The following is a 14,008-nucleotide window of genomic DNA, read 5'->3' on the forward strand; positions in this document are numbered from 1 at the left end:
ATGCAAATATGAGCGATGACGGACTGGCGCCAGGAAAACGTCTGTCAGAGATCCGCCAACAGCTGGGTCTCTCACAACGTCGTGCCGCCGAACTGTCTGGGTTAACACATAGTGCCATCAGTACCATAGAACAGGACAAAGTCAGTCCTGCCATCAGTACGCTGCAAAAGCTGCTGAAAGTTTATGGGCTGTCGCTCTCGGAATTCTTTTCTGAACCAGAAAAACCTGATGAACCGCAGGTGGTTATTAATCAGGATGACCTTATCGAAATCGGCAGTCAGGGGGTTTCGATGAAGCTGGTGCATAACGGAAATCCGAACCGTACGCTGGCGATGATTTTTGAAACTTACCAGCCTGGAACCACAACCGGGGAGAGGATCAAACATCAAGGTGAGGAAATTGGCACCATACTGGAAGGTGAAGTCGTACTGGTCATAAATGGTCAGTCGTATCATCTGGTGGCTGGGCAAAGCTATGCCATAAATACCGGCATACCGCACAGTTTCAGCAATACTTCGGCCGGCATTTGCCGAATTATCAGTGCCCATACTCCCACCACATTCTGATTTTTTAGCCTGAGCAGGTTTCAGGCTTTCTTCTGGCCTGCTCCGTCGGATGCCCTGTTTCCGGCGGAGCGAAGAACACGCAAATAATACGCAGCGTAGTGCGGAATCTTATTTCCTGCTGGCCTCAATAATACGCGCAAATAAAACGCGCGAAAGACGGTATCTGACTCCGGGGACGCCCTGCGCCCTGTGCTGTCTGAAATGCCCACTATTCGATTATGTGATTAAGGAGTCTTATATGGATTTCAAACATCTGGCCTGGTGGCAGGATAAAGCGAAAAGCATGGAGATTGAAACGCGGTTATTTATTAATGGCGAATACTGCTCTGCTGTCGATAATACCACGTTTGAAACCATCGACCCTGCCGCCCAGCAAACTCTGGCGCATGTCGCCCGCGGTAAAAAGGCCGACGTCGACCTCGCCGTTCAGGCCGCGCGCCGCGTTTTTGAACGCGGCGACTGGTCGCAGACCTCACCCGCGCAGCGTAAAGCGGTGCTCAATAAGCTGGCGGACCTGATGGAAAGCCACCGTGAAGAGCTGGCGCTGCTGGAGACGCTCGATACCGGAAAGCCGATCCGCCACAGCCTGCGCGACGATATCCCCGGCGCGGCGCGGGCGATCCGCTGGTATGCGGAAGCCATCGACAAAGTGTATGGCGAAGTCGCCCCTACCGGCGTCAATGAACTGGCGATGATCGTCCGTGAGCCGGTAGGCGTGATTGCCGCCGTGGTCCCGTGGAATTTCCCGCTGCTGCTGGCCTGCTGGAAACTCGGCCCGGCGCTGGCCACCGGCAATAGCATCGTGCTTAAACCATCTGAAAAATCACCGCTCACCGCCCTGCGTCTTGCTGGCCTGGCGAAAGAAGCCGGGCTGCCGGACGGCGTGCTGAACGTGATCAGCGGGTTTGGCCACGAGGCGGGCCAGGCCCTGTCGCTGCACCCGGACGTTGAGGTCATCACCTTTACCGGCTCTACCCGCACCGGCAAACAGCTGTTAAAAGATGCCGGCGACAGCAACATGAAGCGCGTCTGGCTGGAAGCGGGGGGGAAAAGCGCCAATATCGTCTTTGCCGACTGCCCGGATCTGCAAAAAGCGGTCAACGCCACCGCCGGCGGCATCTTTTACAACCAGGGCCAGGTGTGTATCGCCGGTACCCGCCTGCTGGTTGAAGAGAGCATTGCCGATGAGTTCCTCAGCCGGCTGCAGGAGCAGGCTCGCCTCTGGCAGCCGGGCAACCCGCTCGACCCCAACACCACCATGGGCATGTTGATTGATAACACCCATGCCGACAGCGTCCACAGTTTTATCCGCGTGGGAGAAAGTCACAGCACCTTACTGCTCGATGGCCGGAAAAATCCGTGGCCGGCCGCCGTCGGCCCGACCATTTTCGTTGATGTCGATCCGGCCTCTCCTCTGAGTCGGGAAGAGATTTTCGGCCCGGTACTGGTGGTCACCCGCTTCACCTCAGAAGCCGAGGCACTGCGGCTTGCCAACGACAGCCATTACGGCCTGGGCGCAGCGGTCTGGACCCGCGATCTTTCCCGCGCCCACCGCATGAGCCGCCGCCTGAAAGCGGGCTCCGTTTTTGTGAACAACTATAACGATGGTGATATGACCGTCCCGTTTGGCGGCTATAAACAAAGCGGCAACGGACGCGATAAATCTCTGCACGCGCTGGAAAAATTCACCGAACTGAAAACGATCTGGATGACTCTGGAGTCTTAATCATGACCGAACATACCACCAGTTATTACGCCGCCAGCGCCAACAAATACGCACCGTTTCCGACGCTGAGCGAATCCATCAGCTGCGACGTCTGCGTCGTCGGCGGCGGCTACACCGGCCTCTCTTCCGCCCTACATCTTGCCGAAATGGGCTACGACGTGGTGCTGCTGGAAAGCGCCCGAATTGGCTTTGGCGCCAGCGGACGCAACGGCGGCCAGTTGGTTAACTCCTATAGCCGCGATATTGACGTCATTGAAAAAACCTACGGACCGGACGCGGCAAGAATGCTCGGCAGCATGATGTTTGAAGGTGGCGAGATCATCCGCGAACGTATCCAGCGCTATCAGATTCAGTGCGACTATCGCCCCGGCGGCCTGTTTGTGGCGATGAACCACAAACAGCTGGAAACTCTGGAAGAGCAGAAAGCCAACTGGCAGCGCTACGGTAACAACCAGCTGGAGCTGCTGGATGCCAATGCCATCCGCCGTGAGGTCAACAGCGATCGTTATACCGGCGCCCTGCTCGATCATAGCGGTGGTCATATTCATCCCCTGAATCTGGCCATCGGCGAAGCGAATGCCATTCGTCTGAACGGCGGTCGGATTTATGAACAATCGCCGGTCATCCGTATCCAGCACACCAGCCCGGCGGTGGTGAGCACCGCCAAAGGCCAGGTGACCGCACGCTACGTGATCGTCGCCGGAAACGCCTACCTTGGCGACAAAGTGGAGCCGGAGCTGGCCAAACGCAGTATGCCGTGCGGTACCCAGGTCGTCACCACCGAGCCGCTGTCCGACGACGTCGCCCGTTCGCTGATCCCGAAAAATTACTGCGTGGAAGACTGCAACTACCTGCTGGACTACTACCGTCTGACCGGCGATAACCGCCTGTTGTACGGCGGCGGCGTCGTCTACGGCGCCCGCGATCCGGACGACGTTGAACGGCTGATCATGCCGAAACTGCTGAAGACTTTCCCGCAGCTGAAAGGGGTGAAAATCGATTATCGCTGGACCGGCAACTTCCTGCTGACGCTTTCGAGGATGCCGCAGTTCGGACGCCTGGACAACAACATCTACTATATGCAGGGTTACAGCGGCCACGGCGTCACCTGTACCCATCTCGCCGGGCGGCTGATCTCCGAGCTGCTGCGCGGGGATGCCGAGCGCTTCGACGCCTTTGCGAACCTGCCCCACTACCCGTTCCCGGGCGGGCGCAGCTTACGCATTCCGTTTACCGCAATGGGCGCGGCGTACTACAGCTTGCGCGACCGCCTCGGCGTGTGAGCCGCTACGCCGCCTGGAACAACAGCCGCCGGGTGCGTTGATCCGGCGCCCGGCGCGCCGCTGTTTGAGCCAACGCCCGGCGGCGTTAACGCCGTCCGCACCACCGGCAGCCAACGCCGGTGGTGTTCTCATCTTGCGCATCAGGTTTCGCGGTTCACAACGCATTGCTGCGGATAGTGCTGCTGAAAGTAGTGGCGTAAAAACTCCACCGTGGCCCGAATTTTCGCCGAAGTCGCCAGCCGCGACACATACACCGCCCAGATGTTAGCCGGCTGAGAGTATTCCGGCAGCAGATGCACCAGGTGACCGCTGGCGATATTGTCACTGACATCCCACCACGAGCGTAGCGAGATCCCCTGCCCGTCAAGACACCACTGATGCACGATCTCCCCGTGGTTAGAGGCGAGCGGGCCGGTCACCTTAATCGCCTGCTCCCCCTCTTTACCGTGGAGCTGCCAGACGCCAAACGGTCGATCGCGCTCTTTAATCACCAGACAGGGCAAGGTCGCCAGATCGCTGAGCTGCCTGGGCTGCGGATAGCGGGCCAGAAACGCCGGTGAAGCGCAGAGAATCCGCTGGTTGGTCGCCAGTTTGCGGGCAATCAGATTGGGGGCAATATCATCACCCACGCGAATATCGAGATCGACGCCTTCATTCACCAGGTCGACCAGCCGGTCTTCAACATCAAACCGCAGCTCCAGCTGCGGATACTGACGCGACAGCGCCGACAGCGCCGGCGCCACCACCCGGCGGCCAAAACCAAAGCTGCTGATAATCCGCAGCGTACCCTGCGGCACCTGACGCACATCGGACAGCTCATCCATCATTTGGTCGACGTCCTGCAAAATGCGCTGCGCCCATTCGTAGATGCGCTCGCCCTCTTCGGTTATCGTGACCCGACGGGTAGTGCGGTGCAGCAGCAGCACATTCAGCGTCTGCTCAAGCAAAGAAATGCGCTTGCTGACAAAGGCGGGCGAAACGCCGAGCTCTTCGGCGGCAGAGGCAAAACCGGCGCGGCGGGCTACCAGCATAAACACGCGTAAATCATTTAGCAGCGGCAGATTATTCATGAACTGTGTTTTATGTTTCACCAGTTAGCGTGATTAATTATGAACCAGTCAATTATAGGATAGAAAGGAAGTCAATTTTCATCGCTGATAAGTGAGAACCGGTATGAAGAAAAGCTGTCGTATTGCCGCCATCCCAGGAGACGGGATAGGTAAAGAAGTGCTGCCTGAAGGTATTCGCGTCTTACAAGCCGCGGCTGAACGCTGGGATTTGTCATTAAGCTTTGAACAGATTGAATGGGCCAGCTGCGACTATTATGTCCGCCACGGTAAAATGATGCCCGACGACTGGCATGAGCAGCTCAAAACCTTTGATGCTCTCTATTTTGGCGCCGTCGGCTGGCCCGACACCGTAGCGGATCACGTCTCACTGTGGGGCTCGCTGCTCAAGTTTCGCCGCGAGTTCGATCAGTACGTCAACCTGCGTCCGGTGCGCCTGTTCCCCGGCGTTCCCTGCCCGCTGGCGGGTAAAAAAGCCGGCGATATTGATTTCTACGTGGTGCGGGAGAATACCGAAGGGGAATACTCCTCGCTCGGCGGACGCGTGAACCCCGGGACCGAGTATGAGATGGTGATTCAGGAGTCGGTCTTCACCCGCCGCGGCGTAGACCGGATCCTGCGCTACGCGTTTGAACTGGCGCAAAGCCGCCCGCGTAAAACCCTGACCTCCGCCACCAAATCCAACGGGCTGGCCATCAGCATGCCTTACTGGGATGAGCGCGTAGAAGCCATGGCCCGGGAGTATCCTGAGATCCGCTGGGACAAACAGCATATCGATATTCTGTGCGCCCGCTTCGTCCTCCAGCCGGAACGCTTCGACGTGGTCGTCGGCTCAAATCTGTTCGGCGATATCCTCTCCGATCTTGGCCCGGCCTGTACCGGTACTATCGGCATCGCCCCGTCGGCGAACCTGAATCCGGAGCGTACCTTCCCGTCTCTGTTCGAGCCGGTCCACGGCTCAGCGCCGGATATTTACGGTCAGAACATCGCCAACCCGATAGCGACTATCTGGGCGGGCGCCATGATGCTGGATTTCCTCGGCGCCGGCGATGCGCGTTATCAGGCCGCCCATGACGGTATTTTACAGGCCATTGAGCAGGTTATCGCCAGCGGGCCGAAAACGCCGGATATGAAGGGGGATGCCTCGACCCGGCAGGTCAGCGAAGCCATCTGCCAGGCGATTTTGCGCTAACCCGCCTCTCCGGCGGCACCGTTCCGCCGGAGAAACTACAGCTCCAGCTCGCGCTGCAATAACCCGGCGATGGCCTCGCTGCTGTCGGCGGTGACCAGCGCGTGACGAAACGCCTCGTGCATAATGCGCCGCGCCAGACGAGAGAAGATGCGCATATGCTGATCCCCGGCGGCATGTTTGTTCAGCGTCAGCATAATCACAAATTGCGCTTCGTCCTCTCCCCACGCCACCGGCCGGGCCAGGCGAGCCACGCTGATGGTGGACTGCTCAATATGTTCCGACTTGCTGTGCGGAATGGCAAAGCTGAAGCCCAGCCCGGTGGAAAATACCGCTTCGCGCGCCCAGAGATCGGCCTCCAGCTTACGCGGGTAGCGGCAACGCCCCGCCAGCAGCAGATTGTCGGTCATGCCTTTCAGCACCTCTTCTTTACTGCGCCAGTCGCTGTTTAAGGTAATGCACTGCGTGGTAATCAGCGGCGCGTCCTGCTGGGCCATGCGGAACTGAGCTAATAAATGTTCTACCTCCAGCGAGGTGCGACACTGCATAGCCTGGTTCAGCAGCTGGCGACAGGCCCGACTATCCAGCCGGGCCAGACGCGCTTTCGTCGCCGGAATCGCCGGCGCGCTCATGCTCAGTTCATCCAGCCCTAGTCCCACCAGCAGCGGCAGCACCGAGCCTTTCGCCCCCAGTTCACCGCACAGACCAATCCATTTCCCCTGGCGATGTACCGCCTGCACGGCGTAGTCCAGCGCGCGCAAAAAAGCCGGGTTGAGGCTGTTGTAGTGGCGCGTGACTTTGCTGTTATCACGATCCACCGCCAGCAGATACTGCGTCAGGTCATTGCTGCCAATACTGAAAAAATCGATCTCTTCACAGCACTGGTCGATGATAAACATCACCGACGGCACTTCCAGCATGATGCCAAACGGGATCTTCTCATCGAACGGAATATGTTCATCGCGCAGGGATTGCCTGGCTTCGGCCAGCCTTTCTTTCACCCACAGAATCTCCTCCATCGAGGAGATCATCGGAATCATAATTTTCAACGAGCCGTGCGCCGAGGCGCGCAGAATCGCCCTGAGCTGCGTGCGGAACAGCGTCTGGTACTCTTCGTAAATTCGCACCGCGCGATAGCCGAGGAAGGGGTTGTTTTCCGCCGGGATATTGAGATAGGCCACCGGCTTATCGCCCCCGATATCCATGGTGCGAATAATAATGCTGCGGCCCTTCGCCGGTTCCAGCGCCTGGCAAAAAATATTATACAGTTCATCTTCGGACGGCGCGCCGGGCCGGTCCATATACAGCATTTCGGTACGGAACAGGCCCACCGCCTGCGCGCCGTTGCCAAACGCCGCGGCGGCTTCAACGGAGTGGGCAATATTGGCCGCCACCTCCAGACGCAGGCCATCTTTTGTGACCCCGTCTTTATCAAACCACGCCTGCTGCTGACGACGTAACTGCGCCGCGGCCCAGGCCTCCTGCTGGTAGTAGCGCGTCACCGCCTCATCCGGGTTAACCGCCACCAGCCCGGCATTGCCGTCGATATATACCGGTTGCCCCACCCACGGCTGCAGCGCCGCCATCTCCACGCCGACCAGAGTCGGAATATTAAACGAACGCGCCAGAATCACGGTATGCGAAGTGGTCCCGCCGCCGCTCAGCAGCAGGCCTTTCAGCAGCGTTTTATCCAGCTCAAGAAACTGGCTGGGCGTTAACTCATCGGCAAGACAAATCGCCGGGACGGTCAGCTTACCCGGAGCCGGGAAGCGGGACTCGCCGTAGATATGCTGCAGAAGCTGGAAGCAGACATCGCGGATGTCCAGCACCCGCTCCTGTAAATAGCGGTTGCCGGAGTCGTGGAACTGAGCGCAGAAGTGCTCGCCGCTGGCGACGATCGCCTGGGCGCAGCTCAGGCCGGTCAGCAGCCCGCCAAGCAGATGCTGGCGTAGAGAAGCATCCGTCGCCAGCGAACGATGCGCCTCCAGAATGGCGCCGGCGGTTCCGTCGTTATCCAGCAGCCGCAGCTCGATATTTTTAACCAGCAGCAGCAAACCTTGATCCAGCAGCGCCTGCTCGTGCTCAACATTCCCGGCAGCGGGCAGCGGGCCCGGGTCGCGCAGATCGAAAGATTTCAGCCGGGTGAGCGTGCCCCCGGCGCTCCCGGCACACACTGGCCGCCCGTGCAACAGGATGGGATTCAGCCGCGACAGCGATTCCGGAACCGGCTGTACCTCTGGACTTTCCGCCGCCGGCAACGGCGTATCGCAGTGCGGAAATTCATCCTGAATAAATGCCGACAGGGCAGCAAGCGCCCGCTGCTCATCCTCGCCGCGGATAATTAACTGGCACTCGTCGCCCTGTATTGTGTTGGTGGCAATAATAGCCAGCGCGCTTTTCGCATTGCCGCGCAGGTCGCTGCGCGTATTCCACCAGTCAACAGAAGACAAAAAGGTATTGCATAGCGTTTCTACCAGACTAGCCGGACGGGCGTGGACGCCATTTGGCAAATCACAACGGAATTTAATAACCTGGGCCATTGGCTTTCTCCTGAGCAAGACATCATTGCCTCAACGGTAAAGAAAGCGCGCCGCAGGAACTACGCGAGAAAAGAGTGAATTACTGGAAAATTGTACACAGAGATCTTTTTTCTGTTCCGGCTCACAATTCTCTCGTTTGCTCGCAACATTCCCCCATAACACCTAAGATTTGAGGTGGATCGCAATTTCACGCGCACCTTACAAATATCCAGTAAATGCACTTTTTCTCTACTGTTTTCTCCCCCGCCATTTTCCTACTGTTGAAGCAACAATACTGTCACGAGCGTTAGCGCGCTCAGGAGCAAGCAATGAACGAACTGGTGCAAATACTAAAAAATACACGCCAGCATCTCATGACCGGCGTCTCACATATGATCCCCTTTGTGGTCTCCGGCGGGATCCTCCTCGCCGTCTCGGTCATGCTATACGGCAAAGGCGCCGTGCCCGATGGCGCGACGGATCCCAACCTGAAAAAACTGTTTGATATTGGCGTCGCCGGACTGACCCTGATGGTGCCTTTTCTGGCGGCCTATATCGGCTACTCCATTTCTGACCGCGCGGCGCTGGCCCCGTGCGCCATTGGCGCGTGGGTCGGCAACAGTTTTGGCGCCGGTTTTTTCGGCGCACTGATCGCCGGGATGATCGGCGGCCTGGTGGTTTACTACCTGAAGAAAATCCCAGTCCACAAAGTGCTGCGCTCCGTGATGCCCATTTTTGTTATCCCCATTATCGGCACTTTTATTACGGCCGGGATCATGATGTGGGGGCTGGGTGAACCTATCGGCGCGCTCACCGCCGGTCTGACAACCTGGCTACAGGGCATGCGCGAGGGCAGCATCGTGCTTCTCGCCATCATCATGGGGCTGATGCTGGCCTTCGACATGGGGGGGCCGGTCAATAAAGTGGCCTACGCCTTCATGCTGATTTGCGTCTCCCAGGGGGTTTATAGCGTGGTGGCTATCGCCGCCGTCGGGATCGCCATTCCGCCGCTGGGCATGGGTCTGGCGACGCTGGTGGGTCGCAAATACTTCACGCCAGAGGAGCGAGAAGCGGGCAAAGCCGCGCTGGTCATGGGCTGCGTTGGCGTGTCGGAAGGCGCCATCCCCTTCGCGGCCGCCGACCCGCTGCGCGTCATCCCGTCGATCATGATTGGCGCCGCCAGCGGCTGCGCGACGACCGCCCTGCTCGGCGTTCAGTGCTACGCCGGCTGGGGCGGACTGATTGTCCTGCCGGTGGTTCAGGGTAAAGGCGGGTTCATCATCGGCCTGCTGGTCGGGGCATTGGTCAGCGCCGCCTGCGTCATCGTGCTTAAAGCCCTCACCAGGAAGAAAGCGTCAGAAGCCAAAGCCGATGACGAACTGGATCTTGATTTCGAAATTAACTGAAACCGCAGAAGGAATAGTTTATGACCAGGATTATCGCCGTTACCGCCTGCCCGTCCGGCGTCGCACACACCTACATGGCAGCGGAGTCGCTGGAGAGCGCCGCCACAGCCAAAGGCTGGCAGGTCAAGGTGGAGACCCAGGGCTCCATCGGTATTGAAAATGAGCTGTCGGCAGACGATGTCGCCAGCGCCGATATCGTGATTCTGACCAAAGATATCGGCATCAAGAGTGAAGAGCGGTTTGCCGGTAAAACCATCGTTCGCGTCAATATCAGCGATGCCGTGAAGCGGGCTGACGCCATTATGAACAAAATCGACAGCCATCTTTCGCAGAAAGCCTGAATACCGTCGCGCGCAGCGACGCTGCGCAAGACTCAGCGCCCCGCTCCACGAGCGTCATAGTGACCGGCAGTCCGTGCGCAACGCGCGTCGCGAATTGCCTCAATCCGCGCGTGGAGAGGGCGTTCACATGGAGTTTGTCATGACCAATCGTACCCAACGCTTAATAGCGGGCCTGTTCGCTCACCCGCGGGAAATCTCGCTCGAACGCGCCCTGCTCTATACCGAAAGCCACAAACGCACCGAGGGGGAGCCGACGATGATTCGTCGGGCGAAGGCCACCGCCTGGATCCTTGACCATGTACAGATTTCGATTCGTGATGATGAACTGATCGCCGGCAACCGGACAATCAAACCGCGCGCCGGCATCGTCTCGCCCGAGATGGACCCCTACTGGTTGCTTAACGAGCTGGATCGGTTCCCGGTTCGCCCGCAGGATCGCTTCGCCATCAGCGATGAAGACAAGCGCGTCTACCGTGAAGCGCTGTTCCCGTACTGGGAAAAACGCTCGATGAAAGATGTTATTAACGCCCAGATGACCGACGAGGTGAAAGCGGCGGTAGGCACGCAGATTTTCAGCATCAACCAGACCGACAAGGGCCAGGGGCACATCATTATCGATTATCCCCGCCTGCTGAATAAAGGACTGGCGGCGCTGGCGACGGAAATGAAAAGTCTGGCCCGACAGCATCCGGAGAACGATTTTTATCAGGCGGTGCTGATTTTACTGGCGGCCTCGCAGCGCCACATTTTGCGTTACGCCACCCTCGCCGCTGACATGGCCCGCCGCTGCGACGATCCGCAGCGACGCCAGGAGCTGGAGACGATTGCCGCTCATTCGCGCCATAACGCCGCGCATCGCCCGGAAGATTTCTGGCAGGCCTGCCAGCTGTTCTGGTACATGAACATCATTCTGCAGTACGAGTCCAACGCCAGTTCGATTTCGCTTGGCCGTTTTGACCAGTATATGCTGCCGTTTTATCAGGCGTCGTTAACCCGTGGCGAGGATCCCGCGTTGCTGAAAACGCTGCTGGAATCGCTGTGGGTCAAGTGCAACGATATTGTCCTGCTGCGCTCATCCAGCAGCGCCCGCTACTTTGCCGGCTTTCCGACGGGCTATACCGCCTTGCTCGGCGGCCTGAGTGAGACCGGACGCAGCGCGGTAAACGTGCTCTCCTTTCTCGCGCTGGATGCCTACCAGAACGTCCGTCTGCCGCAGCCCAATCTCGGCGTGCGCGTCAACGAACTGATCGACCGCCCGTTCCTGCACAAAACGGCGGAAACCATCCGCTTAGGCACCGGGATCCCACAAATTTTCAACGACGAAGTGGTGGTTCCGGCCTTTCTCAACCGCGGCGTCTCGCTGGAGGATGCGCGGGATTATGCCGTCGTCGGCTGCGTCGAACTCTCTATCCCCGGCCGCACCTATGGGCTGCACGATATTGCGATGTTCAACCTGCTGAAGGTCATGGAGATCGTGATGCTGGAGAACGAAGGTAACCCCGATATCAGCTGGGACGGGCTGATTCAGCAGATCCGCGAGAAAATCCGCTACTACATCAGGCTGATGGTCGAAGGCAGCAACATTTGCGACCTCGGCCACCGGGATCAGGCGCCGGTTCCCCTGCTCTCTTCGTTTATTCAGGATTGCGTGTTGCACGGAAAGGACATCACCGAAGGCGGCGCGCGCTACAACTTCTCCGGCGTTCAGGGAATTGGTATCGCCAATCTCAGCGACTCCCTGCATGCGCTCAAGGGGATGGTCTTCGAGCAGCAGCGCATGAGCTACGACGAGCTGATTCAGGTCCTCAAGGCCAATTTCCAGACGCCGGAAGGCGAGAAAATCCGCGCCCGACTGGTTCACCGCTTTGAAAAATATGGCAACGATATCGACGAGGTAGACAATATCAGCGCCGACCTGCTGCGCTTTTACTGTAAAGAGGTTGAGCAGTACCGCAACCCGCGCGGCGGGCACTTCACCCCCGGTTCCTATACCGTCTCGGCGCACGTTCCGCTCGGCTCGGTGGTCGGCGCAACGCCGGATGGCCGCCTGGCCGGCGAGCAGTTAGCCGATGGCGGTCTGTCGCCGATGGTCGGCCAGGATTCTCAGGGGCCAACGGCGGTCCTGAAATCGGTCAGCAAGCTGGATAACTACCTGCTCTCCAACGGCACGCTGCTGAACGTGAAGTTCACCCCGGCGACCCTGAGCGGAGAGAGCGGGCTCAACAAGCTGGCTGATTTCTTACAGGCTTTCACCAGCCTGAAGCTACAGCATATCCAGTTTAACGTGGTCAACGCACAGACGCTGCGCGAAGCGCAGCAGCGCCCTCAGGATTTCGCCGGCCTGGTGGTACGCGTCGCGGGCTACAGCGCCTTCTTTGTGGAGTTATCGAAGGAGATCCAGGATGACATTATCCACCGCACCACGCATCAACTGTGACGTTATCGAGACGCGCGCCGACCGGGCGCGCATTTTCAATCTCCAGCGCTACTCGCTGAACGATGGCCAGGGGATCAGAACCGTCGTCTTTTTTAAAGGTTGCCCGCATACCTGCCCGTGGTGTGCCAACCCGGAATCCCTCTCCCCCCAAATTGAAACCGTGCGCCGGGAAAGCCGGTGTCTCCACTGCGCTCGCTGCCAGCAGGACGTCGAAGAGTGCCCTTCCGGCGCATGGGAGCAGATTGGCCGTGATGTCACTCAGGAAGCGTTGCTCAAAGAGGTTCTGAAAGATGAGATCTTTTTTCGTGCCTCGGGCGGCGGCGTCACGCTATCGGGTGGAGAGGTGTTGATGCAGGCCGGGTTTGCCACCCGTTTCTTACGCGCGTTGCGCCAGTGGGGGATCCACACGGCGATAGAAACGGCGGGCGACGCCGCCTTCAGCCGCGTTTACCCTCTTGCCCAGGCATGCGACGAAGTGCTGTTTGATCTGAAAATGATGGATCCCGGGCAGGCCAGAGAACAGCTCGCCCTGAATCTCCCCCGGGTGCTGGAAAATTTCAGCCGGCTGGTGGAAAATGGCGTTCACGTCATTCCCAGAGTGCCGCTCATTCCCGGCTTTACCCTGTGTGAAAAGAACTTCAGCCAGATTCTCTCCTTCCTGGCGCCGTTTGCGCTGCCTGACATTCACCTGCTGCCGTTTCACCACTATGGCGAACCGAAATACTCGCTGTTGGGCAAGAGATGGGCGATGGCAAAGGTCGGAGCGCCATCGGCAGCAGAGATTAATCGATTCACTCTCATGGCTGAACAAGCTGGTTTTCGCGTAACTGTCGGTGGCTAATGCCCGGAGGATGCTATGGATCTCAAGATCGTTGCGGTCACGGCCTGCGTGAGCGGCGTGGCCCATACCTATATGGCGGCGGAGCGGTTACAAAAAGTCGGCCACCACGAAAAGTGGCAGATCAAAATCGAAACCCAGGGCGCGCTGGGGATTGAGAATAAAATTACCCCCGACGATATTGCCGGGGCCGATGTCGTCCTGCTGGTTACGGATATTGAAATCGACGACGCCAGGCGCTTTTGCGGCCAGCGCACGATTAAAACCAGCATCAAAACGTTTTTACTCCAGCCGCAGCAGATCGCGGAAGCGGTAAAAAGCATCATGAAAAAGCCGGTCGTCTATTTAGAGATCCCCTGAGAGCGGGCTGGCGCATTCCACTGCTTCTCAGGAACGACGAACCGCTATCGTCTGCCGGTTTGTCGCCCGGACAGCAGAGCCGCGCCGCCGGGACGACAAGGGATGCAGGGCCGTAGCCCGGGCAAACAATTTATCCCGCCGCCCGGGAACCTCTCCCCGGTGGCGCTGCGCTTACCGGGGCTACCTGATACCGAACCGACAAGGGATGCCGGGCCGTAGCCCGGGCAAATAATCTATCCCGCCGCCCGGGAACCTCTCCCCGGTGGCGCAGCGCTT

General features: G+C 58.7%; 11 protein-coding genes. 9 read left to right on the forward strand and 2 right to left on the reverse strand.

Annotated features, from left to right (window positions below; translation table 11 throughout):
- Positions 1-8: 8 nt before the first annotated feature.
- The 3 genes from puuR (at position 9) to DSD31_RS16210 (ending at position 3,575) form a co-directional block, all read left to right on the forward strand.
- Positions 9-566 carry an HTH-type transcriptional regulator PuuR gene (gene puuR, locus DSD31_RS16200; RefSeq protein ID WP_004860381.1) on the forward strand — a complete coding sequence of 186 codons (558 nt, stop codon included), beginning with the start codon at positions 9-11 and terminating at the stop codon, positions 564-566.
- Between the two features lie 238 nt (positions 567-804).
- Positions 805-2,292: an aldehyde dehydrogenase PuuC gene (gene puuC / locus DSD31_RS16205; RefSeq protein WP_015584678.1), complete on the forward strand. Its 1,488-nt coding sequence runs from the start codon at positions 805-807 to the stop codon at positions 2,290-2,292.
- 2 nt (positions 2,293-2,294) lie between these two features.
- Entirely contained in the window at positions 2,295-3,575 is a 1,281-nt protein-coding gene (locus DSD31_RS16210; protein WP_004860375.1) for an NAD(P)/FAD-dependent oxidoreductase, read from the forward strand.
- Between the two features lie 140 nt (positions 3,576-3,715).
- Here the strand turns inward: DSD31_RS16210 and DSD31_RS16215 are convergent, their stop codons facing one another.
- A complete protein-coding gene (locus DSD31_RS16215; protein ID WP_162786323.1) occupies positions 3,716-4,666 on the reverse strand; it encodes a LysR substrate-binding domain-containing protein in 951 nt (316 codons plus the stop codon).
- Positions 4,667-4,748: 82 nt separating this feature from the next.
- Here DSD31_RS16215 and DSD31_RS16220 point away from each other — a divergent pair, with 82 nt between their 5' ends.
- A complete protein-coding gene (locus DSD31_RS16220) occupies positions 4,749-5,834 on the forward strand; it encodes a tartrate dehydrogenase (RefSeq protein ID WP_004860370.1) in 1,086 nt (361 codons plus the stop codon).
- A 35-nt stretch (positions 5,835-5,869) separates the two neighbouring features.
- Here the strand turns inward: DSD31_RS16220 and ptsP are convergent, their stop codons facing one another.
- Positions 5,870-8,371, reverse strand: coding sequence for a phosphoenolpyruvate--protein phosphotransferase (ptsP, locus tag DSD31_RS16225; protein WP_064359822.1), 2,502 nt, complete (start codon positions 8,369-8,371; stop codon positions 5,870-5,872).
- Between the two features lie 308 nt (positions 8,372-8,679).
- Between ptsP and DSD31_RS16230 the strand changes: the two genes are divergently transcribed.
- From DSD31_RS16230 to DSD31_RS16250, 5 genes are all read left to right on the forward strand, one after another.
- Complete coding sequence (locus tag DSD31_RS16230) at positions 8,680-9,756, forward strand: PTS fructose transporter subunit EIIC (protein ID WP_004860366.1); 1,077 nt, start codon at positions 8,680-8,682, stop codon at positions 9,754-9,756.
- 20 nt (positions 9,757-9,776) lie between these two features.
- Complete coding sequence (locus DSD31_RS16235) at positions 9,777-10,097, forward strand: PTS fructose-like transporter subunit IIB (protein WP_004860362.1); 321 nt, start codon at positions 9,777-9,779, stop codon at positions 10,095-10,097.
- A 139-nt stretch (positions 10,098-10,236) separates the two neighbouring features.
- Positions 10,237-12,534, forward strand: coding sequence for a formate C-acetyltransferase (locus DSD31_RS16240; RefSeq protein ID WP_113991186.1), 2,298 nt, complete (start codon positions 10,237-10,239; stop codon positions 12,532-12,534).
- Positions 12,500-13,375 (forward strand): [formate-C-acetyltransferase]-activating enzyme, encoded by an 876-nt coding sequence (locus tag DSD31_RS16245; protein WP_004860358.1) that lies wholly within the window; start codon positions 12,500-12,502, stop codon positions 13,373-13,375. The genes DSD31_RS16240 and DSD31_RS16245 overlap by 35 nt, the downstream gene beginning before the upstream one ends.
- A gap of 15 nt (positions 13,376-13,390) precedes the next feature.
- Positions 13,391-13,732, forward strand: coding sequence for a PTS fructose-like transporter subunit IIB (locus tag DSD31_RS16250; protein ID WP_004860355.1), 342 nt, complete (start codon positions 13,391-13,393; stop codon positions 13,730-13,732).
- Positions 13,733-14,008 lie beyond the last annotated feature (276 nt).

The sequence above is a fragment of the Klebsiella sp. X13 genome (assembly GCF_003323835.1).
In the GTDB taxonomy this organism is placed as follows: domain Bacteria; phylum Pseudomonadota; class Gammaproteobacteria; order Enterobacterales; family Enterobacteriaceae; genus Klebsiella; species Klebsiella ornithinolytica.